General features: G+C 58.5%; 17 protein-coding genes and 1 pseudogene. 11 read left to right on the top strand and 7 right to left on the bottom strand.

Going from position 1 to position 23130, the window contains the following annotated elements:
- The first annotated feature begins 290 nt into the window (after positions 1 to 290).
- Positions 291 to 1454: a pyridoxal phosphate-dependent aminotransferase gene (locus tag C1717_RS06250; RefSeq protein WP_102372381.1), complete on the top strand. Its 1164-nt coding sequence runs from the start codon at positions 291 to 293 to the stop codon at positions 1452 to 1454.
- A gap of 407 nt (positions 1455 to 1861) precedes the next feature.
- On the opposite strand, the gene C1717_RS06245 is transcribed toward C1717_RS06250, so the two are convergent.
- Positions 1862 to 2905, bottom strand: coding sequence for a glycosyltransferase family 2 protein (locus C1717_RS06245; protein ID WP_180965864.1), 1044 nt, complete (start codon positions 2903 to 2905; stop codon positions 1862 to 1864).
- 225 nt (positions 2906 to 3130) lie between these two features.
- Between C1717_RS06245 and C1717_RS06240 the strand changes: the two genes are divergently transcribed.
- Positions 3131 to 4081 (top strand): L-lactate dehydrogenase, encoded by a 951-nt coding sequence (locus C1717_RS06240; protein ID WP_102372379.1) that lies wholly within the window; start codon positions 3131 to 3133, stop codon positions 4079 to 4081.
- Positions 4082 to 4152: 71 nt separating this feature from the next.
- Positions 4153 to 5385, top strand: a complete 1233-nt coding sequence (locus tag C1717_RS06235; protein ID WP_102372378.1) for a DUF2974 domain-containing protein — start codon at positions 4153 to 4155, stop codon at positions 5383 to 5385.
- Here C1717_RS06235 and C1717_RS06230 read toward each other — a convergent pair.
- Complete coding sequence (locus tag C1717_RS06230) at positions 5382 to 6386, bottom strand: nucleoid-associated protein (RefSeq protein ID WP_102372377.1); 1005 nt, start codon at positions 6384 to 6386, stop codon at positions 5382 to 5384. The two genes, C1717_RS06235 and C1717_RS06230, sit on opposite strands and share 4 nt — an antisense overlap.
- 261 nt (positions 6387 to 6647) lie before the next feature.
- On the opposite strand from C1717_RS06230, the gene C1717_RS06225 reads away from it, so the two are divergent.
- The 8 genes from C1717_RS06225 to C1717_RS06190 all read left to right on the top strand — a co-directional run bounded on the left by C1717_RS06225 (position 6648) and on the right by C1717_RS06190 (position 19036).
- Entirely contained in the window at positions 6648 to 7763 is a 1116-nt protein-coding gene (locus C1717_RS06225; RefSeq protein ID WP_102372376.1) for a glycosyltransferase, read from the top strand.
- Between the two features lie 153 nt (positions 7764 to 7916).
- Positions 7917 to 8822, top strand: coding sequence for a UTP--glucose-1-phosphate uridylyltransferase (locus tag C1717_RS06220; protein WP_102372375.1), 906 nt, complete (start codon positions 7917 to 7919; stop codon positions 8820 to 8822).
- 48 nt (positions 8823 to 8870) lie between these two features.
- Complete coding sequence (locus C1717_RS06215) at positions 8871 to 12149, top strand: RICIN domain-containing protein (protein ID WP_102372374.1); 3279 nt, start codon at positions 8871 to 8873, stop codon at positions 12147 to 12149.
- Between the two features lie 50 nt (positions 12150 to 12199).
- Positions 12200 to 13099, top strand: coding sequence for a glucose-1-phosphate thymidylyltransferase RfbA (gene rfbA / locus C1717_RS06210; RefSeq protein WP_102372373.1), 900 nt, complete (start codon positions 12200 to 12202; stop codon positions 13097 to 13099).
- 62 nt (positions 13100 to 13161) lie between these two features.
- The gene (rfbB, locus tag C1717_RS06205) at positions 13162 to 14184 is read left to right on the top strand and encodes a dTDP-glucose 4,6-dehydratase (RefSeq protein ID WP_102372372.1); all 1023 of its coding nucleotides are present in this window, start codon (positions 13162 to 13164) and stop codon (positions 14182 to 14184) included.
- A gap of 18 nt (positions 14185 to 14202) precedes the next feature.
- On the top strand, positions 14203 to 15105 hold the full coding sequence (gene rfbD, locus C1717_RS06200) for a dTDP-4-dehydrorhamnose reductase (protein WP_102372371.1): 903 nt from the start codon (positions 14203 to 14205) through the stop codon (positions 15103 to 15105).
- 106 nt (positions 15106 to 15211) lie between these two features.
- On the top strand, positions 15212 to 18103 hold the full coding sequence (locus tag C1717_RS06195) for an RICIN domain-containing protein (RefSeq protein WP_102372370.1): 2892 nt from the start codon (positions 15212 to 15214) through the stop codon (positions 18101 to 18103).
- A gap of 21 nt (positions 18104 to 18124) precedes the next feature.
- Complete coding sequence (locus tag C1717_RS06190; protein WP_281255290.1) at positions 18125 to 19036, top strand: L,D-transpeptidase family protein; 912 nt, start codon at positions 18125 to 18127, stop codon at positions 19034 to 19036.
- A 229-nt stretch (positions 19037 to 19265) separates the two neighbouring features.
- Here the strand turns inward: C1717_RS06190 and C1717_RS10905 are convergent, their stop codons facing one another.
- The 5 genes and pseudogenes from C1717_RS10905 to C1717_RS06170 form a co-directional block, all read right to left on the bottom strand.
- Complete coding sequence (locus tag C1717_RS10905) at positions 19266 to 19394, bottom strand: hypothetical protein (protein WP_281255275.1); 129 nt, start codon at positions 19392 to 19394, stop codon at positions 19266 to 19268.
- Positions 19395 to 19430: 36 nt separating this feature from the next.
- Positions 19431 to 20042 (bottom strand): annotated as a pseudogene (locus C1717_RS06185) (IS256 family transposase); the annotation flags it as partial.
- Positions 20043 to 20096: 54 nt separating this feature from the next.
- Positions 20097 to 21437, bottom strand: a complete 1341-nt coding sequence (locus C1717_RS06180; protein ID WP_425430938.1) for an IS3 family transposase — start codon at positions 21435 to 21437, stop codon at positions 20097 to 20099.
- A 361-nt stretch (positions 21438 to 21798) separates the two neighbouring features.
- A complete protein-coding gene (gene istB, locus C1717_RS06175) occupies positions 21799 to 22554 on the bottom strand; it encodes an IS21-like element helper ATPase IstB (RefSeq protein WP_102372367.1) in 756 nt (251 codons plus the stop codon).
- On the bottom strand, positions 22547 to 23130 hold a 584-nt coding region (locus C1717_RS06170), incomplete at its 5' end, for a Mu transposase domain-containing protein (protein ID WP_425430940.1). The genes istB and C1717_RS06170, both read right to left, overlap by 8 nt.

Below are 23130 nucleotides of genomic sequence, written 5' to 3'. Positions count from 1 at the left end.
TGGTCAATAGCGGATCGGCCCGCTATAGCGCGTCTTAGTGATGAGTTCACCTGCAATTTTCCCCGTCCATATCGGGGTATACCAACCATCTCCGCGAACGACCACCGTAACCCGTCATGAATACTGTTGTGCCGTTGATGGGAGGGCGGGGTTCTGCCATAGGACGCGCTAGTCGCTCCAAGAATAGCCGTCGTCTCATCCATTGGAAGCGCTGGCGTGCTACATTGTTGACGTTTGCATTGGGATCGCGCGGGCACCGCGGTGTTCGCGCATGGGATAAGGCGGTTACCATGGAATGTTCGCATCGTCTCGATCGGTTCGGCGCGGAGGTGTTTTCCTCGCTCAACGCGAAGCGTCTCAAGCTCGAGGCGGAGGGCCGTAAGATCTACAACCTCTCCGTGGGCACGCCTGACTTCGCGCCCTACGACCATGTGGTCGAGGCGTTGCGCAATGCGGCTGCAGACCCTGCGCAGTGGAAGTACAGCCTAGGCGACCTGCCCGAGCTCAAGCAGGCCGTTTGCGACTACTACGAGCGCCGCTTCGGCGTGGAGGGCATTACGCCCGACATGGTGGCCTCCTGCAACGGCACGCAGGAGGGCGTGGGGCATCTGGGTCTCGCCCTGCTTGATCCCGGCGATACCGTGCTCGTGCCCGATCCGTGCTACCCCGTGTTCGAGGCGGGCGTGAAGATTGCCGATGGCGAGCTCGCTTACTATCCGCTCAACGCCGAGCACGACTTCCTGCCCCATGTGCAGGGCATCGACCCCGCGGTTGCCGACCGCGCCAAATACATGATCGTGTCGCTGCCGGCCAATCCCGTGGGCAGCGTCGGCACGCCAGAGCTTTACGAGGAGATCATTGCGTTCGCGCGCGAGCATGATCTGTTGATCGTGCATGATAACGCCTATTCCGATATCGTCTACGACGGCCCGCGCGGCGGGAGCTTCCTGTCCTACCCCGGCGCGCTCGAGGTGGGCGTGGAGTTCTTCTCGCTCTCCAAGTCGTTCAACGTCACGGGTGCGCGGATCGGCTTCATCGTCGGCCGGCAGGATGTGGTCGCCGCCTTCGCGAAGCTGCGCAGCCAGATCGACTTCGGCATGTTCTTTCCCATCCAGAAGGCGGCCATCGCCGCGCTCACGGGTCCGCTCGACGAGGTCGAGCACCAGCGCATGATGTACCAGGAGCGCCGCGACGCGCTTTGCGACGGTCTCGAGTCGATCGGTTGGGAGCGCCCCAACGCGCACGGCTCCATGTTCGTGTGGGTCAAGCTGCCGGGCGGCCGTACGGATTCCATGGCGTTTTGCGAGGAGCTCATGGAGCGAGCGGGCGTCGTGGTCACACCGGGCGCGAGCTTCGGGCCGTCGGGCGAGGGCTACGTGCGCATGGCGCTCGTGCTGCCGCCGGATGGCCTGCGCGCCACCGTCGCCGCGATCGAGGCGGCGGGCATCAGGTAGCCGTTCCGAGAGAAGACGCGATCGGGGCCGCATCCGATAGCTCGGATGCGGCCCTTGCTGTGGGCGTGCCCCGCTCGCGTGCGCCGCGCGTCGACAGACCGGCGCCCACGCGGCTCCCGACCCCCGTTTCGCGTCGCCTACACGTCCGGAAGCCGCCCGGTTAGGCACATATTTCGATTTTGTACGATTGAGGCTCCAAACCCCACATTCGGAAAGTCTTTCAACTGGGCTTTTGTTAGTCGATATCCACCGGGTGGAGAAAACGCACCGGTAAACGCCGAGAATCAATCGTTCAAAATCGAAAAAAGTGTTTAGACACGACGCGCATTGCCGTTCTTCCCGCGACGGGGGAGGCGGGAAGCGGGTTATTCAGGACGTCGTCCTATCTATGTCCTTATTCCGCGCGGTTACCACTTGATCTCGATGTGGAGCCGTTCGACCACGAAGCGATAGAGTGCCAGGAACGGGCGCATGAGATGCCATTTGTAGAACCGCGAGGCGATGAAGAGCTTGATGAAGGCGCCGCGGTGCTTGAGGGCATAGCCGGCTTTCATGTACCGTGAGGTCTTCCAGAGCGGGAACCAACGGTCGAGGTACTCCGTCGTGAGTGCCAGCTCGCGTCCGAGGTCCATCTGGTCGCTCGCCGAGACGCGGAAGGGGATGGCGATCCCCATGTGGAGGAAGACCGTGGTCTCAAAGGCCTCAAGCAGCTTCGATTCCGGGACCTCGGCGAGGAAATGCTCCCGGATCTCCAGGAGCGCGCGGCGGATGCTCTCGATCTGCGGGGAGGTGATGGTGTTGATCATCGAGTCGGCGTGGATCATGTAGCGGTAGGGCGCGCTGCCGGTGAAGGCGACGGTCCCCTTCGTCGCGAGGTAGGCGAGCTGGCTGAGCGTCACATCCTCCAAGATCTGCGGCGGGTTGTCGAGCCGGTGCATGGATAGCAGCAACGAGCGCTTGAACATCTTGTTCCACGCCGCCGAGTTGATCGAGATGAGCTCGCCCGGGTCGTCTAGCGGGCGAAACGGCGGCCGGGCGTCATCCATCTCCACGGAGAGGACCTCCTGGGTCTCCTCGTCGATGCGCTTGAACCCACAGACCACGATATCGGCGTCGGCTTCCCGAGCGGTGTCGAGGAACGCCTGCACGAAGGTCTCATCGACGTAGTCGTCGCTGTCGAGGTATGCCACGTACTCCCCGCGGGCGACATCGGTCCCGCTCCAGCGGGCGTTCCAGAGGCCCGCGTTCTTCTGGTCGACGTAACGGATGAGCTCGGGGTGCGTCTCGGCAGCGGCGCGGATCAGCTCCAGCGTGGAGTCTTTGGACCCATCGTTCACGCAGATGACCTCGAAGGAGTCGGCCGTCTGCGCAAGCAACGAGTCGATGCAGCGCGGGAGCGTGCGCTCCGCGTTGTAACAAGGCACCACGACGCTGACGTTGATCGATTCCATGACCCTCACGTTCCGGGTTAGCTTGCCTCTCGTGCCGCCCATGATGCGAGGCGGCGTCGACCACACAGCAGTATGGTAACCCACGATCGCGCGCCGCGGCAAAACAGCGGTCGTGCGTTTCCTGTCGCGATGCATAGCCCTGATTAGCCGTCTGAAAATGGGGGAGAATCAGTAGCGTATAGACGGCCCCGCCGGCACCTGCCGGACGGGAGATGGGAGACAGCTATGATCAACGATCGTAAGGTGGCTATCGTCGGCTGCGGATTCGTGGGTTCCTCGTCAGCGTTCGCCCTCATGCAGAGCGGGCTCTTCTCGGAGATCGTCCTCATCGACGTCGACCGCGCCCGCGCGGAGGGCGAGGCGCTCGACATCGCGCACGGCGTGCCCTTCGCGAGCCCGTGCAAGGTCTACGCGGGCGACTACGCCGACGCCGCGGACGCCGCGATCATCGTGGTCACGGCCGGCGCCGCCCAGAAGCCCGGAGAGACGCGCCTCGACCTCGTGACCAAGAACGTGCGGATCTTCAGGTCCATCATCCCCAAGATCCGCGAAAGCGGCTTCGAGGGCGTTCTGCTTGTCGTCTCCAACCCGGTCGACGTCCTCACCTACGCCGCCATCCGCATGTCCGGCCTCCCCGAGGGCCAGGTCATCGGCTCGGGCACCGTGCTCGACACGGCGCGCCTCAAGTACATGCTAGGCGAGCACCTCGAGGTCGACCCGCGCGCCGTCCACGCCTACATCATGGGCGAGCACGGCGACTCCGAGTTCGCCGCGTGGTCGAGCGCCATGGTAGCGGGCGTGCCGCTCGACACGTTCTGTGAGATGCTCGGCCATCACGACCACGAGGCCGCCGAGCGCCGCATCGCGGAGAACGTCAAGATGAGCGCGTACGAGATCATCGAGAGGAAGCACGCCACCTACTACGGCATCGCCATGACCGTGAAGCGCATCTGCACCGCGATCATGCATGACGAGGACTCCGTGCTGCCGGTGTCGAGCCTCATGGTGGGCGAGTACGGCTTGAACGAGATCGCCATCTCCATGCCGACGGTCATCGGCCGCAAGGGCGTGGTGTGCCGCGTGCCCGTCGCGCTCTCCGATGACGAGATGACCAAGCTCCACAGCTCCGCGCAGGCGCTCAAGGAGATCATCGACCAGGTGGACTTCGAGGCGTAGCTCCGCGCTAGAATCGATTAGGTAGGGGAGTGCCGCCGGCCGGGCGGCTCGGCGCATGCGGACGGGGGAGTATGGCTGCAGAGCGGGATGAGGAGGCGCGGCGCGCGCACGGCGCCGACGCGCGCGAAGGCGGCACGATCGTCACCTATGCGCGCACCTGCCTCGACACGTTTCGGGAGCGCCCCTTGGGCGCGGTGGACAGCCTCATCCTCTCGTGGTTCGCCTACTTCCGCCTGCCCTCGGCCCTGCTGCGCGACGTGCCCGCGCTCACCGGGCCTGAGGGCGCGCCGCTTCCCGCCCTCATGCGCGCGGAGTTCTTCGACGAGATGATGGGCACGAGCTGGGACCCCGAGGGCAGCCGCGAGCTTCTGTGCGCCGCCTGCGCGAGCCCGCGCTTCCGCACCGTCCGCGTGGCACTCTACCGCGCCCTTTCCAACGAGGAGCGCGAGGAGCAGTTCGCAGCCGTCACCTTCATCCTGCCGGGTGGCGCGGTCTACGTGGCCTTCCGCGGCACGGACTCGACGATCGTGGGCTGGAAGGAAGACTTCAACATGGCCTTCCAGAGCCCCGTGCCGGCGCAGGTGTCCGCCGCGGCCTACCTCGAGCGCGTGGCGGGGGAGTACGCGGGCCCGCTCTACGTGGGCGGTCATTCCAAAGGCGGCAACCTTGCCGTCTACGCAGCCATCATGCTGCCCCACGCGCAGCAGGATCGCATCGTGCGCGCGTTCTCGCACGACGGCCCTGGCTTCAACGAGAACTTCCTGCGGGGCCGCGGGTTCGCCCGCATGCGCGACCGCATCGATAAGACCCTGCCACGCTCGTCGGTCTTTGGGATGATCTTCGAAGACCAGGAGGACTACTCCATCGTGGACAGCACGAGCTTCGCCCTGCTCCAGCACAACCCCTTCTCGTGGGTGGTCGACGGTGCGGAATTCCGCTGCGTGGAGCGCATCTCCGCCGGCGCGCGCTACGTGGATTCCACGCTTGCGAGCTGGATGCGCAGCGTCACGCCCGAGGAGCGCGGCCGCTTCATCGATACGGTCTTCGACGTCATCGGCGCGGCAGACAGCGAGCGCTTCGCCCAGATACGCGACAACTGGCAGGTCACCTTGCCAAAGATGCTCGCTGCGGCGGGAGACATCGACCCCGAGACGCGCCAGCTCATCATGCGCACGATCCGCGCTCTCGTGAAGTGCGCAACGCTCGGCCAGGCGGCAGATGCCGCTGCGCGCATGGCAGCCGCCGCGAGCGACGCCGCCGCCAAAATGGCCGAGCATCTCCCAACGACGCGTCCCCGGCTCTAGCGGTTCTCGATCGAGCCGATGTTGCGGAGCTCGATGGAGATGAGGCCGTTCGGCTCGTTGCGGAATGCGATGTAGTCGGAGTTCGAGCCCATCTCCGCGGGAAAGGTGATCTCGATGCCGGTATCCGTGCGGATCTTATGGTTGCGCACGGTGGCGCGCTCTACCTGGGAGCGCTCGGCCCGCACGCGCTGGGGCACCTGCTCGCGCTCGAGCGCCTGCTTGACCTCGTCGCGCACCTGGGGCTCGTCCTCGAAGATGTCGTCCACGATGTCCCACGGCGGCAGTTCCTCGTCCTCCTCCACGCGCTCGACCATCGCGGCTTTGGTCATGGCGAGCGCTACGGCGGTGTTCGCGCCGTGCTCCTCGGCGACCGCGGCGACCACGCGCGTCACCGTGTCGATGACCTCCTTGGTGGAGATGCCGGTCTCGCATTGGAGGAGCCCGTCGGGGATGAGCATGGTCTCGGTGCCGGCGATGGTGCGCGGTTTGTCCTGGTAGAGCACCGCGAGCGAGCTCGCGCGGACGAGCGCGTATGAGGTCACCTTCTGCGATGGGTTGGGAAGGATCGCGTAGTGGCGGGCGATTTCCGCCTCGACGGTACCGTTCACGTTGGCGACCTCGTGCATGAAGGCCATGCGGCTCGCCATGAGGAGGACGGCGAACCAGCGCGCGTCCTCGTCGTCGGTGAAATCGGCGATGAGGATGTCCGTGGACTCGGGTTTCTCCGCGCGGGCGAGCTCCTGGGCCAGGAACTCGGCGATTTGGTGCGAGAGGTCGATGAACTCCCGCTCGCCGAAGAAGTAGCGGCGGAGCTCCCCGGCGAAGGCGGAGCCCTCGGCGAAGGTGCCGGGGCGGTTGTCCGCCGCGGTGCGGGCGCGGCGCAGGTGCTTCGCGACGAACCCCTTCACGGCCCGCGTGTCGAGCGCGAGCTCGCGCGCGGAGAATACGTTCACAGCCGACTCGGCGTCGAGCACGTGCAGGATGGCGTGGTTGATGTTCATGGCGGGCCTTTCAAGGTTGGGCGAGCGGTGCCATTGTCCAGAGATTCAGATTGTAGGGGATATTACCCCTGCAAGCGCTGATATGTTCAAAGGTGGTTCATCGTGGTGAAGAGCGCGCCTAGGAAAAGAAACCGGGCGTTTCGTTTCCTATCGAATCTGCTTGCCGTGTCAGGGCGCGGACGCGCCTAGACCTCTGTGTATAATCGAATATGCTTTGTGCCGCTGATGTGCGGCTTGTGTTTTTATGAAAGGTTCTACTGTATGCGTAGCGATAAACATGCTTTGGTTTCGGTAATCGTCCCGATTTTCAACGTCGAGAAGTACCTTGATCAGTGCTTGGATAGTATTTCAGCCCAGACGCACAAGAATCTTGAGATCATTTGCATCAATGACGGAAGTACCGACGGCTCGCTCGAGATCATCAAGAGACACGCACAGCAAGACGACCGAATTCACATAATCGATAAGGAGAACGGAGGTTACGGCGTAGGCTGCAATCTCGGAATCCAGGAAGCTCACGGCGAGTGGATTTCTATCGTCGAGCCTGATGACTGGATCGATGCATCGATGTACGAGGACATGCTTACCTTCGCCTCGAGTTTCGAAGAGACGATCGATGTCATCAAAACACCGTGGTGGAGTGTGGAGAAGTGGGATAGTCCAAAAACACAGCGCATCAAGCACTGCAAGCTTCACAAGCGTATCAAAACTTCCAAGAAGCCGTTCACGCTCGAGGAACATCCGCTTCTCATCGAGATCCATCCTGGGATTTGGTCGGCAATCTATCGCAAAGGCTTCCTTGGGGAGAAGCGCATCCGATTCCCTGAGTATCCGGGAGCTGGTTGGGCTGATAACCCGTTTTTGGTTGAAACGCTCTGCCAAGCGAAGGCGATTATCTATCTCGATAAACCCTATTACTACTATCGAGCGGACTTGCCCGACTCGACGTTAAACCATAAAAGCGAGGACGCTATCGCTCGCCCGTTTGACCGGTGGATTGATATGACGGAAGTAATGGAGCGCATCGGCGTAAAGGATCTTGGCGTATGGCAATCCCATTACCTCAGGGGATTCAACTACATCGATGGTGCCCGTTATGACGATGGGGAAGATAATCCCATCGTGGTGAAGAAGACCAATGAAGTTTTCCAACACATGAAAAAGGAGTACGTGCTGAATAATCCCAAGCTCAACAAAACTCGCAAACGCCGGTATCTTGAGGCGATGGGCTTGGACACATCGAATATTCCGATGAATGGGAGGTTCAGCCACTTTATTCATGAGACGGCAGAGACCGTTCGAATCGATGGGCCGTTTATTTTCCTAAAGAGGGTATGGATTTTAGTGCACGGGGCGAAGAAGCATCCCAAGGATTAGGGAACGCCAATCGCTGATCATTTTGAAAAACTGTGTATAGATACTCAATGGCGTACACTTCGAATTGATAGAAATGTTTGCTCGCAGTGATAATTGTGCCAGCAAGGCAACGCCGGGCGGGGCAGCCCGGCGCGTCGAAAGGAACATCCGCCCATGAAGGCCATCATCCCCGCAGCGGGCCTCGGCACCCGCTTCCTCCCCTCCACGAAGTGCACTCCCAAGGAGATGCTGCCGGTGCTGGACAAGCCGGTCATCCAGTATGTGGTGGAGGAGGCGCTCGAACCCGAGGGCGTCGACGATGTCATCATCGTCACCTCGCCCGGCAAGCCCGAGCTCCTGAGCTACTTCCAGCCCGATCGCTCGCTCGAGGGTCTGCTGCGCGAGCGCGGCAAGGCGGCTTACGCCGACGCTGTCGCTGCCACCGGCTCCATGCCCGTTGATTTCCGCTATCAGTACGAGCCGCGCGGCCTCGGCCATGCGATCCGCTCTGCCGCCGATGCCGTGGCGGGCGAGAGCTTCCTCGTGCTGCTCGGCGACTACGTCGTCCCTGGGCGCGACATCTGCACGAAGATGCTCGATGTCTCGCAGGCGCACGGCGGCGCGAGCGTGATCGCGGTGGCGCCCTGCGCGCCCGAGGGGGTCTCTCGCTACGGTGTCATCGCTGGCGAGCGCGCCGGTTCGCTGCCGGGTTCCGAGGACGCCGCCGACTGCGAGCCGGGCGCGGTGTGGCGCGTCTCCGGTCTGGTGGAGAAGCCCGCAGCCGAGGAGGCGCCCTCCAACCTCTACATCGTCGGCCGCTATCTGCTGAGCCCGCTGGTCATGGATCTGCTCGCCGACCAGGAGCCCGGTGCCGGCGGCGAGGTGCAGCTCACCGATGCCATGGCTCGCTCGCTTGACCGCGAGAACATGTACGCCGTCGTCATCGACCCGCTCAGCGGCTACGACACCGGTACCCCTTCCGGCTGGATGGCCACCAACGCCCTCATGGCCGCCGAGGATCCACGCTTCAGCGGCGCCTTCTGGGATGCCATCGAGGAGCGCGGCGGCCTCAAGCGCTGATAGTTAGTTTCCCTGCAAACGATTGCTGTATCGAAGGAGTAGTTAGTGATGAAGTCTCGTTGGTTCAAGCTGCTAACTCGGTTCTTCTTGGTTGGAGTAATCGCTCTTATCAGCTTCAGTTCACAAGTTTTGTATGCCGATACAACTGATGCAGATGCTCACGCAGAGACTGATTCAAATGGGGGCAGCAATCCCGATATTCCTCTTGATGCCTCCTACGAAGAGTTCATAGACTATGCTGACACCTATTTGCAGGATATGCCTGATCCTGAGCATATGTGGAGCGGTGATAGCGGTATTTCCCTATTCAGCGATGTCCCCTCATTGCTAAGCACTTCTCCCTATTGGGGGTCCGTTGACGGGCACAAAGTGTTCTACGATGCAAATGGTGCTGTGTATGCGAATCCTGCGATCAAGGTGATCGATGTCTCGGTCCATCAGGGAATTATTGATTGGGAAGAGGTCAAGAATTCTGATGTCGATGCGGTGATTCTCCGCATCGGATATGGCGTCGGTAACGAGGACGGTCAATTTGAGCGAAATCTCGCTGAGGTTCGACGCCTGGGTATTCCATACGGAATATATCTGTATAGCTATGCATATGATTCCAATTTTGCAGCAAGGGAGGCCGCTTGGACTGCTACGCTGCTCGACCGCTACGGCACGGAAGGTATGGAGCTTCCGATCTATTACGATCTCGAGGAATTCGTGTGGACTGGATACTATCCGCCCACTGATCCCGATGAGTATGAGGCGATTGTCAATGCGTATTGTGACACCATGGCCTCGCGTGGGTATTCGAACGTCCACGTTTATAGCTATCGCGCCTATCTGCAAACAGCGCTGAATAAGCCGAGCATCTGGGAGCGGACCTCATGGATTGCCGCTTATACACGGACGATCGGTATTGATAATCCATATTACGTTGGACAGCGGGGATGGCAGTACACCGCATCCGGTTCTGTTCCCGGCATTAACGGTAATGCCGATATTAGCGCTTTCACCAACTGGGATTTCGTAAATGTTGAAGAAATGCCTCTTGTCGATTTGGATGATGGCACCTATTACATCAACGCTCATCTTAAAGATTCGTCGGGCGTGACAATACCGGGCGGGAGCCTGGAGGCGGGGACACAAACTCAGCTGTGGTCTTATGATCATTCTGCATCGCAGCGCTTCCTGTTCACTCGTCAAGATGATGGTAGTTACGTAATAACCAACGAGGCTTCTGGCTTAGCCCTCGACGTGCAATCTGCCATTGCACAGGACGGCGCTGTTGTTCAACAATATGAGCCCAACGGAACCCCCGCTCAACGTTGGTTTATACGTGATAGCGGAAATGGATACTACCTGCAATCCGAGCTGGGAAATTGGGTGCTCGATATCGAGGCGGGCATGTCTTCAGATGGCACGTCTATACGTCTTTATTCACCTAACGGATCAGCTGCACAGAGATTCATGCTTGCGGCACCCTCCTCGGTCCCCACTGACACCGCTTTGCGCATTTCGAGTTCGCTGGACAATGCAAAGGTTATTGATATCGATGGAGCATCTCGCAACGACGGGGCTAGAGCTCAGCTGTATTCATGGAATCAGACCGACGCACAACTTTTCATATTTCGCGAGGTCGGCAATGCGATTTATGAGATAGAGAGTGTTGAAACTGGTAAAGTCATCGAAGTGGGAGGCGGCCAAACCGGTGACGGTGCAAAGGTCAATCAGTACTCAAGAAACGGAACTCTATCTCAGCATTGGAGCATACTCGATACCGGGGATGGTTTGCTGACGTTCATCAATTGCAATACAGGCAAAGCGCTCGATGTTCCTGCAGGAGTAGCCGCTGATTTTACGCAGTTACAGATTTTTAGCAGGAACAATTCAAGCGCTCAAAGCTGGATGATCGAAGAATATCCAACCTCGCGAGAGCGTATCGATCAATTTGCTCAGGAAAACCGTGGTACCGTGGTTGAGGGAACTTATGCAATTGCATCGGTAATGGATCAGACGCGAGTTATCGACGTGAGTGCAGGTTCACAATCTAATGGCGCAAATGTGCAGCTCTATCTCTCTAATGGGAGCGGAGCTCAGCTTTGGCATTTTTCCGAGGATGAAGACGGGTATCTGACGATTACGAACGTTGGCTCCCAGAAGGCACTGGATGTTAATGCCGGCGCAAAGACCAACGGCACTAACATTCAGCAGTTCGAATCTAATGGTTCATACGCTCAGAAATGGATCGCCGTGAGGGACTCCAATGGGGCGATTACGCTGTATTCCGCCCTCGCCGAGAACATGGTGCTTGATCTTTCATGCGGTTCGACAAGCGATGGCACAAATGTGAACCTGTTCGAGAATAATGGTTCAGACGCTCAACGGTTCCGTCTTTTCTCTGCACTAGATGTTCCGGAAAGCGATGATTCTTTGGAGAACGGTACTTACGAGATCGTAGCCCCTTCAGGCAAAGTCTTCGACATTCCTGGGGGGTCAACAGCAGATGGAGTTCAGCTGCAAGTATATGAAGCGAATGGGACTAGTGCCCAGAGCTTTGTCGTTACATATGATGACTCGCTAGGCAGCTATACCTTCAGTTCGTTATCTTCAGATAAGGTCCTTGAGGTCGCTAACGGCTCCTTTGTTCCCGGCGCTGGTGTGCAGCAAACGGGCGCATCGGCTGTTAATGCGTTGCAAGGTCATTGGGCTATCGAGAGCATAGATGATGAAACCTATCTCATCTACAACACTTCCAATGGACTCGTGATTGGCCTGTCGGACCACGACCAGTTGATTATGGTTGCGCCTGACGATAGTCGCGCGGTGGCATGGAAATTCAATCACTCGAGCACTCCTGGGACGACAGAAGAGCTTGAAGCGATTGCTTCTGATCAGGGTGTAGTGGTTGAGGACGGTGTTTATCGAATCCTTTCATCGCACGATGACGATTACGCCCTTGATGTCTCTGCAGGCGGCAAGGACAACGGTTCGAATGTGCAGATTTACACAGCGAACGGTACGCGTGCTCAAGAATGGCAGATCACGAACCTACCCAATGGATTTGTCACGATAACCAACGTGAATTCTGGAAAATGCCTCGACGTTGCAAACGGTGCGACGGTCAGTGGGTCAAACGTTTGGCAGTATGAGAGCAATGGCACGATAGCGCAGGAGTGGCTGCCCGTTCGTCAGGATGATGGATCAATCGTCTTGTTCTCGGCAATTGGCAATGGTCTTGTTCTCGATGTCCAGGGCGGCGTTATTCAAGATTATGCTAACGCCTGGATCTACACGGTGAATTACAGCGACGCACAGCGGTTTTCCATTGTTGAATAAACTGATGGGTGTTGCCATTGTCTAGTATGGCGGGAGTTAGGAGTCGTCGCATGAAGGGAATCGTTTTGGCAGGAGGGTCTGGCACGAGGCTGTACCCGCTCACACTTGTTACATCCAAACAACTACTGCCTGTGTATGATAAGCCCATGATCTACTACCCGCTCTCAGTGCTCATGATGGCGGGCATCCGAGATATTCTTATCATCTCGACGCCAACGGATTTGCCGAATTTCGAACGCTTGCTGCGTGACGGATCTGACTTTGGAATCAACCTGTCTTACGCAGAGCAGCCATCGCCTGACGGTTTGGCGCAGGCGTTTATTATTGGCGAAGATTTCATTGGCGGTGAGCCTTGCGCGCTTGTGCTGGGCGACAACATCTTTTACGGGAATGGTCTCTCTAGGCATTTGCGCCGCGCTGTTCAAAATGCCGAGCAGAACGGTGGCGCAACAGTGTTCGGATACCACGTGAACGATCCGGAGCGCTTCGGTGTTGTCGAATTCGATCGTGATTTCAACGTTGTTTCCATAGAAGAGAAGCCAGAGCACCCCAAGAGTTCATATGCGGTTACCGGCCTATATTTCTATGACGGCAGAGTTTGTGATTTTGCTAAGCGGGTAACTCCATCAGCCCGCGGTGAGCTGGAGATAACGGATCTCAATAGGATGTATTTGGAGGACGGTTCGCTTTCGGTGGTGACTCTCGGTCGCGGCTATGCGTGGCTCGACACGGGCACCATGGAGAGTCTATACGAGGCTGGGGAGTTCGTTCGCGCTGTTGAGCGGGCTCAGGATACGCCGGTTTCCGTCCTTGAGGAGATAGCTTTTGAGAATGGTTGGATCAAGCGGGAGCAGTTGCTAGTATGTGCCGAGCGCTACGGAAAGAGCGTCTACGGCCAGCACCTGAAGAAGGTTGCCGACGGCATGTTCATCAAGCGGCCGGTGGATTAGAAAGCCTTTGTCCCGACGATTGTCCTGCTCCACGCATGAACAACCAGAAGTCTAGGAGAACCATGTCAGAAGAGATCTTCGAGCCCACGAACATCATCGTCACGGGAGGCTGCGGCTTCATCGGCAGCAACTTCGTGCACTACGTGGTGAACAACTGCCCCGGCGTGCACGTGACGGTGCTCGACAAGCTCACCTACGCCGGCAACCCCGAGAACATCGCGGGGCTGCCCGCCGAGCGCGTCGAGCTCGTGGTGGGCGACGTCTGCGACGCCGAGCTCCTGGATCGCCTCGTCCCCGGGCACGATGCCATCGTGCACTACGCGGCCGAGAGCCACAACGACAACTCCATCGCCAACCCCGAGCCGTTCCTGCGCACCAATGTGGAGGGCACGTACTGCCTCCTCGAGGCCGCGCGTAAGTACGGCGTGCGTTACCACCATATCTCGACCGACGAGGTCTACGGCGACCTGGCGCTCGACGACCCGGCGCGCTTCACGGAGGAGACCCCGTACCACCCTTCGAGCCCGTACAGCTCCACGAAGGCGAGCTCGGACCTTCTGGTGCGCGCGTGGCACCGTACCTTCGGCGTGCGCGCCACGATCTCCAATTGCTCGAACAACTACGGTCCCTACCAGCACATCGAGAAGTTCATCCCGCGCCAGATCACCAACATCCTGGAGGGGATCCGGCCTAAGCTCTACGGCGACGGCAAGAACGTCCGCGACTGGATCCACACCGACGACCACTCGAGCGCCGTGTGGACCATCCTCACCAAGGGCAAGATCGGCGAGACCTACCTCATCGGCGCCGACGGCGAGAAGTCGAACATCGAGGTGCTCCGCGCCATCTTGGAGCGCATGGGCAAGGATGCCGACGACTTCGACTGGGTGCGCGACCGCCCCGGTCACGACCGCCGCTACGCCATCGATTCGACCAAGCTCCGCCGCGAGCTGGGTTGGCAGCCGCGCCACACCGATTTCTCCGAGGGCCTGGACCAGACCATCGCGTGGTACACCGCCAACCGCGCCTGGTGGGAGGGCGCCAAGGCCGCCACGGAGGCCAAGTACGCCGCACAAGGACAGTAGGGAAGCGGGAGGCCGAGCATGCGCATTTTGGTTACGGGCAGCAAGGGGCAGCTGGGCAACGAGCTCAGGCGCCTCCTCGCGACCGGCACGGCCGAGATCGGCCCCGTGCCGGACGTCTATGCGGGGGTCAAGGCCCACTTCGTCGACGTCGACGAGCTCGATATCACCGACCGCGATGCCGTCGATGCGTTCTTCGTCGACGACTCGTTCGATGCGGTGGTCAACTGCGCGGCAATGACGAACGTCGACGGATGCGAGACGGCGGAGGATGCTGCCTACCGCGTGAACGCACTTGGCCCTGAGAATCTCGCCCGGGCCTCCGCCCGTCAGGGTGCCAAGTTTGTTCAAGTTTCAACCGACTACGTGTTTCCCGGCGATGAACCCGGCGAGCGCATCGAGTCCGATGTGACTGGTCCTATCAGCGCCTATGGTCGAACCAAGCTTGCCGGTGAAGAGCTTTCACTCGCCGCGAACACCAGGACTTTTGTGGTGCGTACCGCTTGGCTCTACGGTTATGTGGGGAAGAACTTCGTGAAGACGATGTTGCGCCTCGCACATGAGCTCGGAGCTATGGAGGTTGTCGACGACCAGATGGGTAATCCCACTTCGGCAAATGATCTCGCCTATGAGATCCTGCAGCTCCTCACTACTGAGGAGTACGGTATCTACCACTGCACGAATAAGGGCATCTGCTCGTGGGCAGAGTTCGCCAAAGCCATTGTCGAGCGCGCAGGGTTTGACCCCGCCATTGTCACGCCCTGCACATCGGATGAATATGCCGCCGCCCATCCTTTGGCCGCCCGCCGTCCAAGATATTCGGCACTAAAAAACAAGCACTTGGAAGAGACTGTTGGCGATAAAATGAGACCATGGAATTTGGCGCTTGACAGTTATTTTGCCAACTTGAAGCTTGGCCAGTAAGATGCTCGACAGTCAGGCTGTGTTCAAACGGCTTGGCCCGTTCTACTGAAAACGCTACAATATACGATAGTCTATGAGTTGAGTTCTATAGGGGGCCTGCTTCAATATGACGAAATATCTTAATTGTTGGCGTGCGTTCCTGAAGCTTTTGGTTCCAGCAACGGCATTCATCGCGTTGGCTCTTCCCTCTCCTGCGTTTGCCGTCAGCGTGACCCCTAACGATGATAACGGGTCTAGTGTTGTCCAAGGACTCCCCGCTTATCCTGAACACAGTGGTTCTGATAGCGATTATCTTGGATGGAATGACGCCTCAGACGTCGACACGAGCGGCGATTCGATATACGAACGCAATAACTTTACGAATGTAGGTGGCTCTCAGTCCGATTATTCCGATCTGAATGCGGATGATAATAATGCAGAGTCAGTTCATAAGGATGACGAGGACGCTTCCGGTAATAGCGGAGATAGCGACAATATGACGTCGGAGTCTGAGTTCGGGAACGTGTCAAATAATGAGGATTCTTCAGCAGAAGAGGGAGATTACTCAAAGGAGGAGCAGGGCACTGAGGAATCATTTGATGCGAGTGATGATCTAACCACCGGCGATGGCTCTGAAACAATCGAGAAACCCGAAGAAGGGGATAGCGCCACTGGTGATCAGGGCGATGTTGAACCGGATGAGAAGCCGGAAGTTGCTCCACCAGTTGAGGGGATTGATAGCAACAAGACTTACATCATTCAGTCCGGCGTGAATGGAAACCAAGTTTTGGATGTTGCGGGTGGTTCAACCTCAGATGGCTCCAATGTCCAGATTTATGAGAGCAACATGAGCGCTGCCCAGAAGTGGCAGTTTGTATACGAAAACGGATTCTATACGATTCATCTTGCTGGCACTGATAAGGTTCTGGATGTAGCTGGAGCTCTTGCAGCCGATGGCGCTAATGTTCAGATTTGGACCGCCAACGGTACCGATGCGCAGCTGTGGCATATCATCAAACAGGGCAACGCATACATTTTCGTTTCGAAGCTTAATCCGAATCTTGTTCTTGATCTCTTTGGTGGCGGTACTGGGAACGGAACCAATGTACAGATTTGGACTGCGAATCAATCTAATGCCCAATTGTTCCATCTCGTTCTAGCTGAACTCAGTGAGCCGGTCGCTCCCGGTGAGGAGCTTCCTGAAGACGGTTCTTACATTATCGTTGCCGGAAGCGAGAACGGTAACACGGTTGTTGATGTTTCCGCCGGCTCTACGCAGAACGGTGCGAATATTCAGCTTTGGGAAAACAATGGATCGAATGCCCAGAAATTCTACTTCAAGTATGACGGACAAGGGTATTACACGATTTACTCCATCTCTTCTGGAAAAGCCCTGGACGTCTCTAATGGAAATATGATTCCAGGTGCTAACGTTCAGCAATGGGATGCTTATGCTACTCTTCAGCAGAAATGGGCTTTGCATAAGAACGATGACGGCTCCTATTCATTTATCAATGCCGCAAACGGCCAGGCTCTCGATATCTTCGGTGGATTACTCGCTAATGGATCGAATATTCAGACCTATACAGCCAATGGGAGTCTTGCTCAGAAGTTTTGGCTGAGACTTTGCGATAACCCTGCGGCAGGCTCCGGCACAATCATCGAAGACGGAGAGTACGTCATTGAGTCGTCTTCAAATTTGGTGATGGTTGTTGAGGTTGCCAATGGATTGAAAAACGACGGTGCAAACGTCCAGATTTATCAGAGCAACATGACCGGTTCTCAACGATGGACTTTTACACGATACGGTAATTCCGAGTACTACACGATTGGTTTGAGCGGGACGGATAAGGTTCTGGATGTCGATTCCGCGAGTGTCCGAGATGGCGCTAATGTTCATATCTTTACTGCCAATGGTTCTGATGCTCAACTCTGGAAACTGGTGGAGAAGGACGGCACTTACATGCTCGTCTCTAAAATTCGCCCTGATCTCGTTATCGACCTTTTTGCGGGGGGAGTGACTAATGGGACGAATGTCCAGGTTTACTCCGCGAACGGAAGCGTTGCTCAGAGGTTTTACCTGCGTCCCTTTGTTTCCGATTTACCGCAAGGCGTTACAGATGTTGAGGGTTCATTTTTGATTGTTGCCGGGTCGGCGCCTGGCGGTAACTACGTGGCGGATATCGCCGCGGGTTCACTTGGCAACGGAGCGAATGCACAGATTTTCGAGAAGAATGAATCGGGAGCGCAGAGGTATTACTTCAATAAGAATGCTGATGGAACTTACAGCATTACGGTTGTAGGAACGGGAAAAGTGCTCGATGTCAAAGATGGCAATATCGTTGCTACAACCAATGTCCAACAATGGGAAAACAATGGTTCTGATGCCCAGAAGTGGATTCTTATCGAGAATGAGGATGGATCCTACACCATCATTAATAAGGCGAACGGGCTTGCACTTGATGTTGCGAACGGGCAGTTTGCGAATGGCTCGAATCTTCAGGTCTTCTTCCCAAATGGGAGCGCTTCACAGAAGTTCTGGCTTAAGGAAATTGCAGCATTCAGCGATGGAATCTATACGATTAACCCTGTTACCGATCCGAATAAAGTTTTTGATGTTGCTGCCGGGTCGAGCGCAAGTGGGGCGGTCATACAGATTTACGACTCGAATAATACCTTGGCACAGAGATTCAAGCTTATCTACAATCGTGAGACCGATTCATATTGGATTCGGACTGCGGCCTCTGGTGGTGTAATTGCCACTGACGGCAGCTCCGTTATCCAAGTGGGCAGTTCGATGTCTGATGCAGATACTTCGAATGGATGGAAGCTTGTTTGGAACGGAACGTTTTTCTCGCTCGCCAATCGGGATGGCCTTGTCATTTCTCTTGGTGCAGCCGGGACCGCAAACGGAGCGGGGCTCACAATCGCTGATATGAACGGTTCCTCGTCACAGCATTTCCTGTTCCTCTCTACACGACTTATCGCGGATGGCCTTTATGAGATCCATTCTGGATAAGATTCTTCTTTAAAATTTGATATTGTAGCTGGATCAAGTGCTTCTGGCGCAAATGTGCAAGTGTATACCGACAACAATTCTGTAGCTCAGAAGTTTTACATTATTTCTTACGGCAACAGCTATATTATTAAGAGTTTTGTATCCCAGAAAGTGCTTGACGTGGATAGCGGATCCCAAATAGCCGGTGCAAACGTTCATCAATGGGAGATGAATCACTCTAATGCGCAACTTTGGAATGCGGATATTGCCGATGGCGGAGGGATTGCGTTCCTCAATGTTGGATCCGGTCTCGCGCTTACGGTAGCTCAAAACAATAACGTATACCAAGATGAATTTGAGGAGGGCTTCTCTCGTTCTCAAGCATGGACTATTGAAGTCACGCAGGGATACGGCTGGGTTTCTCGTGATGGTGTCTGGTTCTTCTATTATAAAGATGGGACGTCGCAGTCTTTCTCGAATGCTGCGTATAGTGCGTATCAAGCGATTCAGAATTGGACAAGTAAAACGAATTATCTGATTTGCGTTGATAACGATAATTTCCGCACGATTGTCTTTAAGGGATCCGCAGGCAACTGGGAGCCAATTAAAGACTGGATTTGCAGTGTCGGTACAACTAACAAGCATGATCCAACTTATGGAATAACTGCTCGTGGCGTTTTTGAGGTCTTGGGCAAAGGCTATATCATGGGTAATGATCCAGATTATTATTACTGGACTGAATTTTTCATTCCCAGCGGTAGTCCTGACGGTGAAGGTCAGCGCTTCCATTCGACTGGATATTATCGCGGAACGGGATATCCCGGCGTTCCGTATGATACGACGATCGGACATGCAGAAACTCATGGCTGTGTCCGCTTGGAGCTCGACAATGCAAAGTGGATTTATGATTTTATTCCTTTAGGCACGTTGGTTTATATATATCCGAGTGCATAGGTTAGCGTTTTAACGAATAGTGTGAGGGAAGGAACTACTCCTTCCCTCTTTTCTTAAACCAGTTTAATAGACGGGTAGTCGGGCAACTATAGTGAGTAGTCGAATCGCATAACGATTATGAACGGATGGAAGTAGATCACTCTTTTTGGATGAAGGGTGCGTACGGTAAGGTACCGTCAAGTTTCTTGCGCACTTTCCGACAGCCCCATAGGCCCGCCGCCCGGTGCGGCTACTCGTCCAGTAGCGTCACGTCCAGGTAGCGCCTCGAGCCCCACTCGCTCTCGGCCACGTACTTGAGCCTGGCGGTGACGAGCATGAGCGCGGACCTCCCGTCGGTACCGTCAAGATTCTTGCGCACTTTCCGACAGCCCCATAGGCCCGCCCTCCGGTGCGGCTACTCGCCCGGCAGCGTCACGTCCAGGTAGCGCCTCGAGCCCCACTCGCTCTCCGCGACGTACTTGAGCCTGGCGGTCACGAGCATGAGGGCGCTCCTCCCGTCGGGGAAGGTGCCCACGACCCTCGTCCTGCGCCGGATCTCGCGGTTCAGCCTCTCGATGGCGTTGTTGGTCCTGATCCTCCTCCAGTGCTCCCTCGGGAAGCGCGTGTAGGCCAGCGTCTCCGCGTAGCCGTCCCTGACGACCTTCGCGGCCTCCCTCAGCCTCATGGAGTCGAGTTCGTCGGCCACCTCGAGGGCCTTGGCCTCGGACGCCTCGCGCGACTCCATGGCGTGGACCGCCTTGAGCATGGCGGCGACCTTCGGCCTCCTCGACTTCGGGACCCTCGCCAGCACGTTCCTGTAGAAGTGCACGGTGCAGCGCCGGTAGGCCGCCCCCGGGAAGACCTCGGCGATGGATCCCACCATGCCGGCGGCCTTGTCCCCGGTGAACATCCTCACGCCGCGCAGCCCGCGCGACTTGAGCCACGAGAGGAACCCCCGCCAGCACTCCGCCGACTCCGTGAACCCCTCGGCGGCGCCGATGACCTCGCGGAAGCCGTCTGTGTTTAGTCAAGTCTTGCTTTCGGAAAGGGACTGCGGTGGGAATCCTGGACCAAATCCATCCTATGCGACTAGTCCCAAATCCCTTCGGTACTGCATGGGGCTCTTGTAATCCAGGTCGCTCTTGATCCTGATGTCACGATACCATCTCAGATACGCGTCGAGCATGGTGATGAACTCCTCGATTGTAACCCCATCCCAGTCGCGTCCGTAAAAAAATTCCACCTTGAGCCTTCCGAAGAAGCCCTCGCACCTCGCGTTGTCGGGGCTGCAGCCCTTCCTCGACATCGATCTGACCAGGCCGTTCTCTTCGCATATCTTTATCCAGCCTGGCCAGCGATAATGACCGCCTCTATCCGAATGCACGGCCGGGTGGTCGCCCTCGTCGAGCCACTCACACGCTCCGAGCAGCGAGGAGTTCGCCATCTCGGCATCGGGAGACGTGGAGATCGACCAGCTCAGCGGCATTCCGTCGAAACAGTCGACGATTGGCGAGAGATAGGCCTTGCCGGCGGGGATGCGGAACTCGGTGACGTCCGTTATCCATGTCTCGTTCGGGCTGTCGGCGCGGAAGTGGTGCTTTCCCCGCTCGTCTAGCAGTAGGTTCGGAGGCGCTGCGGACGTCTCGCCCTCGTAGGAGCTGTAGCGCCGCTTCTTCTTGGCGGCGCATGCGACCAGGTTCTCCTCGGCCATAATGGCACGCACGGTCCACTCGCCGACTCGGCTCTCAGATCCAGACCCGGCGTTGACCTCGGCGACGATGCGCCTGTAGCCGTAGGTGCCGCCGCTGGATTCGAACGCCGCTATTACCGCCTCCCTGGCGGACGCGTGTTCCTCGGTCTCGCCTTTGAGCTGCACGTTCCTCGCGTACTCGTAGCTGCTCTTGGCCATGCCCACCACGGGGAGCAGCTCGCAGAGCTTATACTTGGTCCTCAGCGCCGTCACCATCGCCGCCTTCTCCGCGTTGGCCAGGCGGTCCGGGTCGGCGCCCGGGTCTTTTTTTACTATCTCGAGGGTCGCCTGGCGTACGTCGAGCTCAAGCTGCACCTTTCTGAGCTGCATCTTCGCCTCTCGCAGCATATCTTGAAGCTGCTCGATGTCATCGGGCAGGTCGTCGAACTCCTTGCTCACGGGTTCTCCCTTCTTCTCGGGTCCCCCGTTATTATCGCCCATCATCTCCCTGCGCCAGAAGTAGGGTGCGGTCCTCGACACGCCGTGACGCTCGGCTATCACCGCGGCGGGCCCAGTCCTCGCCTCCAGCTCCGCCACCACCTGCACCTTCTTCTCGATTGGAATCGGCGGCGTCTTTGGGTTCGGGCCCCTATACTTGCGCTGCCCGGGCGCTATCTCGTCGATCCAGTCGCCGAGCACCTCGCGGCTCTTGGGATATCCCAGCGCCCTCATCGTCCTCACCAGGCTCTTTCCATGCTCGAGGTAGTGCTCGACGGCGCGCTGCTTCATCTCTGCGGTGTACCTCGGATCGGTGGCGAACTTGCTCTCGGGCACCTCACCGGTTTTCTTGTACTCGTTCCACCAGTTACGCAGGCAGGCTCTCGTCGGATATCCTAACTCTGCGACGGTGTCGGCGTAGCTATGGTCGAATTTGATGAAGGTCTCTATCGCGCGCTTCCTCTGCCCCTGGCTGTACATGCGGTTCTCCTCCTGTCCCGCCTTGGTCCAGGATTCCCACCGCAGTCCCAAAAGAGCGAGCCTTTCTTTCGGGTTTCGTCACGCAAGTTTTTCGGTTTTCGGCGCGGGCACGCCGCTAGCTTCCTGACTTGCCCAGCATGAGCGACTCCTCGAGACGGTGGCTGGGTCCGCCGAACTCCACGAGCCTGCCGTGGTGGACCACCCGGTCCACGATCGCGGCGGCGAGCTTGTCGTCCGCGAAGACCGTGCCCCAGCGGCTGAACTCCACGTTCGTGGTGAACACGATGCTCCTCCTCTCGTAGCTGTCCGATATGACCTGGTACAGGAGCCTCGCCCCGTCCACGTCGAAGGGCACGTAGCCGAACTCGTCCAGGACGAGCAGGTCGGCCCTCCCGACGTCCGCGAGCAGCCTGTCGAGCGTCCCCTCGCGCTTGGCCTTGCCGAGCTGGAGCACCAGCGTCGCCGTCTGGAAGAACCGCACGGGCATCCCGCGCCGGGTCGCCTCGATGCCGAGCGCGGTGGCGACATGCGTCTTGCCGCGGCCGGTCGGGCCGTGGAAGACGAGGTCCTCGGCGCGCCCCACGAAGTCGAGCGACAGCATCTCCTCGCGCCCCCAGCCCTCGGGGAAGCGCACGTTCGACCAGTCGAAGCCGTCGACGGCCTTGGGCACCGGGAACCTGGCCTGGCGCAGCAGCCTCGCCCGCTTCGACCGCTCGCGGGACTCGAGCTCGCGCGCGAGCATCCCCGAGCACGCGGCGAGCTGCCCCGGGGTCGCGGTCTCGAGGAACCACGCCACCGTCGCCCTCGATATGAACAGCGACCTGGCGCGCGAGGAGAACTCCTCGCGCTCCTCGTCGGTCAGCCTAGGCACTCGCGGCACCTCCCTCCAGCAGCTCGAAGGCCCGGTCGTACCCCGCGAGGTCGACCGGCTCGTCGTAGGAGACCACGGCGTCGCCCGCGGCCGCCCTGGCGGCGGCGAGCTCGAGGGTTGCGGCGTCCACGCCGCCGGTGGCCCCCAGCGAGCGCAGCGCGCCCTCCACGGTCGCGGCCCAGCCCCGGCGGGCGCTCACGTCGCGCAGCGCCCTGAGGTCGGCTCCGAGGTCGGCGGGCGCCTCCGAGTCGAGGAACGCCACGAGCTCCTCGGGCAGCGACCCGCGCACGACGCTGTCGCGCCAGCCGCCCGGGCGGATCGCGAGCAGCCTCAGCTGCAGGGTCGGGTCCGCGGAGTCGGTCGGCGCGTCGCCCCACTCGCGCGGGTACTCGGCGACGACCTCGCCGCCGGCGCCGACGACCGTGACGTCGAAGGCGCCCATCGCGACGGCGACCTCGCGGGAGGCGTTGGCGGGGCCCGCGGAGTAGCGGTGCTCGCCGCCGGCCCTGAACGAGCCCTGCTTGTCGCACTTCCGGGTGATCCACGTGACGCACGCGAACGGCGCCGCGGGCAGCG

The sequence above is a fragment of the Enorma phocaeensis genome (assembly GCF_900186505.1).
GTDB lineage: Bacteria > Actinomycetota > Coriobacteriia > Coriobacteriales > Coriobacteriaceae > Enorma > Enorma phocaeensis.
The sequence above is the reverse complement of the archived record's forward strand: the minus strand, read 5'-3'. Positions and strand labels throughout refer to the sequence as shown.

Excerpts from the sequence above, each read along its gene's own strand:
- C1717_RS06250 (WP_102372381.1), top strand. The coding sequence starts at position 291 with ATGGAATGTTCGCATCGTCTCGATCGGTTCGGCGCGGAGGTGTTTTCC.
- C1717_RS06245 (WP_180965864.1), bottom strand. The coding sequence starts at position 2,905 with ATGGAATCGATCAACGTCAGCGTCGTGGTGCCTTGTTACAACGCGGAG.
- C1717_RS06240 (WP_102372379.1), top strand. The coding sequence starts at position 3,131 with ATGATCAACGATCGTAAGGTGGCTATCGTCGGCTGCGGATTCGTGGGT.
- C1717_RS06235 (WP_102372378.1), top strand. The coding sequence starts at position 4,153 with ATGGCTGCAGAGCGGGATGAGGAGGCGCGGCGCGCGCACGGCGCCGAC.
- C1717_RS06230 (WP_102372377.1), bottom strand. The coding sequence starts at position 6,386 with ATGAACATCAACCACGCCATCCTGCACGTGCTCGACGCCGAGTCGGCT.
- C1717_RS06225 (WP_102372376.1), top strand. The coding sequence starts at position 6,648 with ATGCGTAGCGATAAACATGCTTTGGTTTCGGTAATCGTCCCGATTTTC.
- C1717_RS06220 (WP_102372375.1), top strand. The coding sequence starts at position 7,917 with ATGAAGGCCATCATCCCCGCAGCGGGCCTCGGCACCCGCTTCCTCCCC.
- C1717_RS06215 (WP_102372374.1), top strand. The coding sequence starts at position 8,871 with ATGAAGTCTCGTTGGTTCAAGCTGCTAACTCGGTTCTTCTTGGTTGGA.
- rfbA (WP_102372373.1), top strand. The coding sequence starts at position 12,200 with ATGAAGGGAATCGTTTTGGCAGGAGGGTCTGGCACGAGGCTGTACCCG.
- rfbB (WP_102372372.1), top strand. The coding sequence starts at position 13,162 with ATGTCAGAAGAGATCTTCGAGCCCACGAACATCATCGTCACGGGAGGC.
- rfbD (WP_102372371.1), top strand. The coding sequence starts at position 14,203 with ATGCGCATTTTGGTTACGGGCAGCAAGGGGCAGCTGGGCAACGAGCTC.
- C1717_RS06195 (WP_102372370.1), top strand. The coding sequence starts at position 15,212 with ATGACGAAATATCTTAATTGTTGGCGTGCGTTCCTGAAGCTTTTGGTT.
- C1717_RS06180 (WP_425430938.1), bottom strand. The coding sequence starts at position 21,437 with ATGAGGGCGCTGGGATATCCCAAGAGCCGCGAGGTGCTCGGCGACTGG.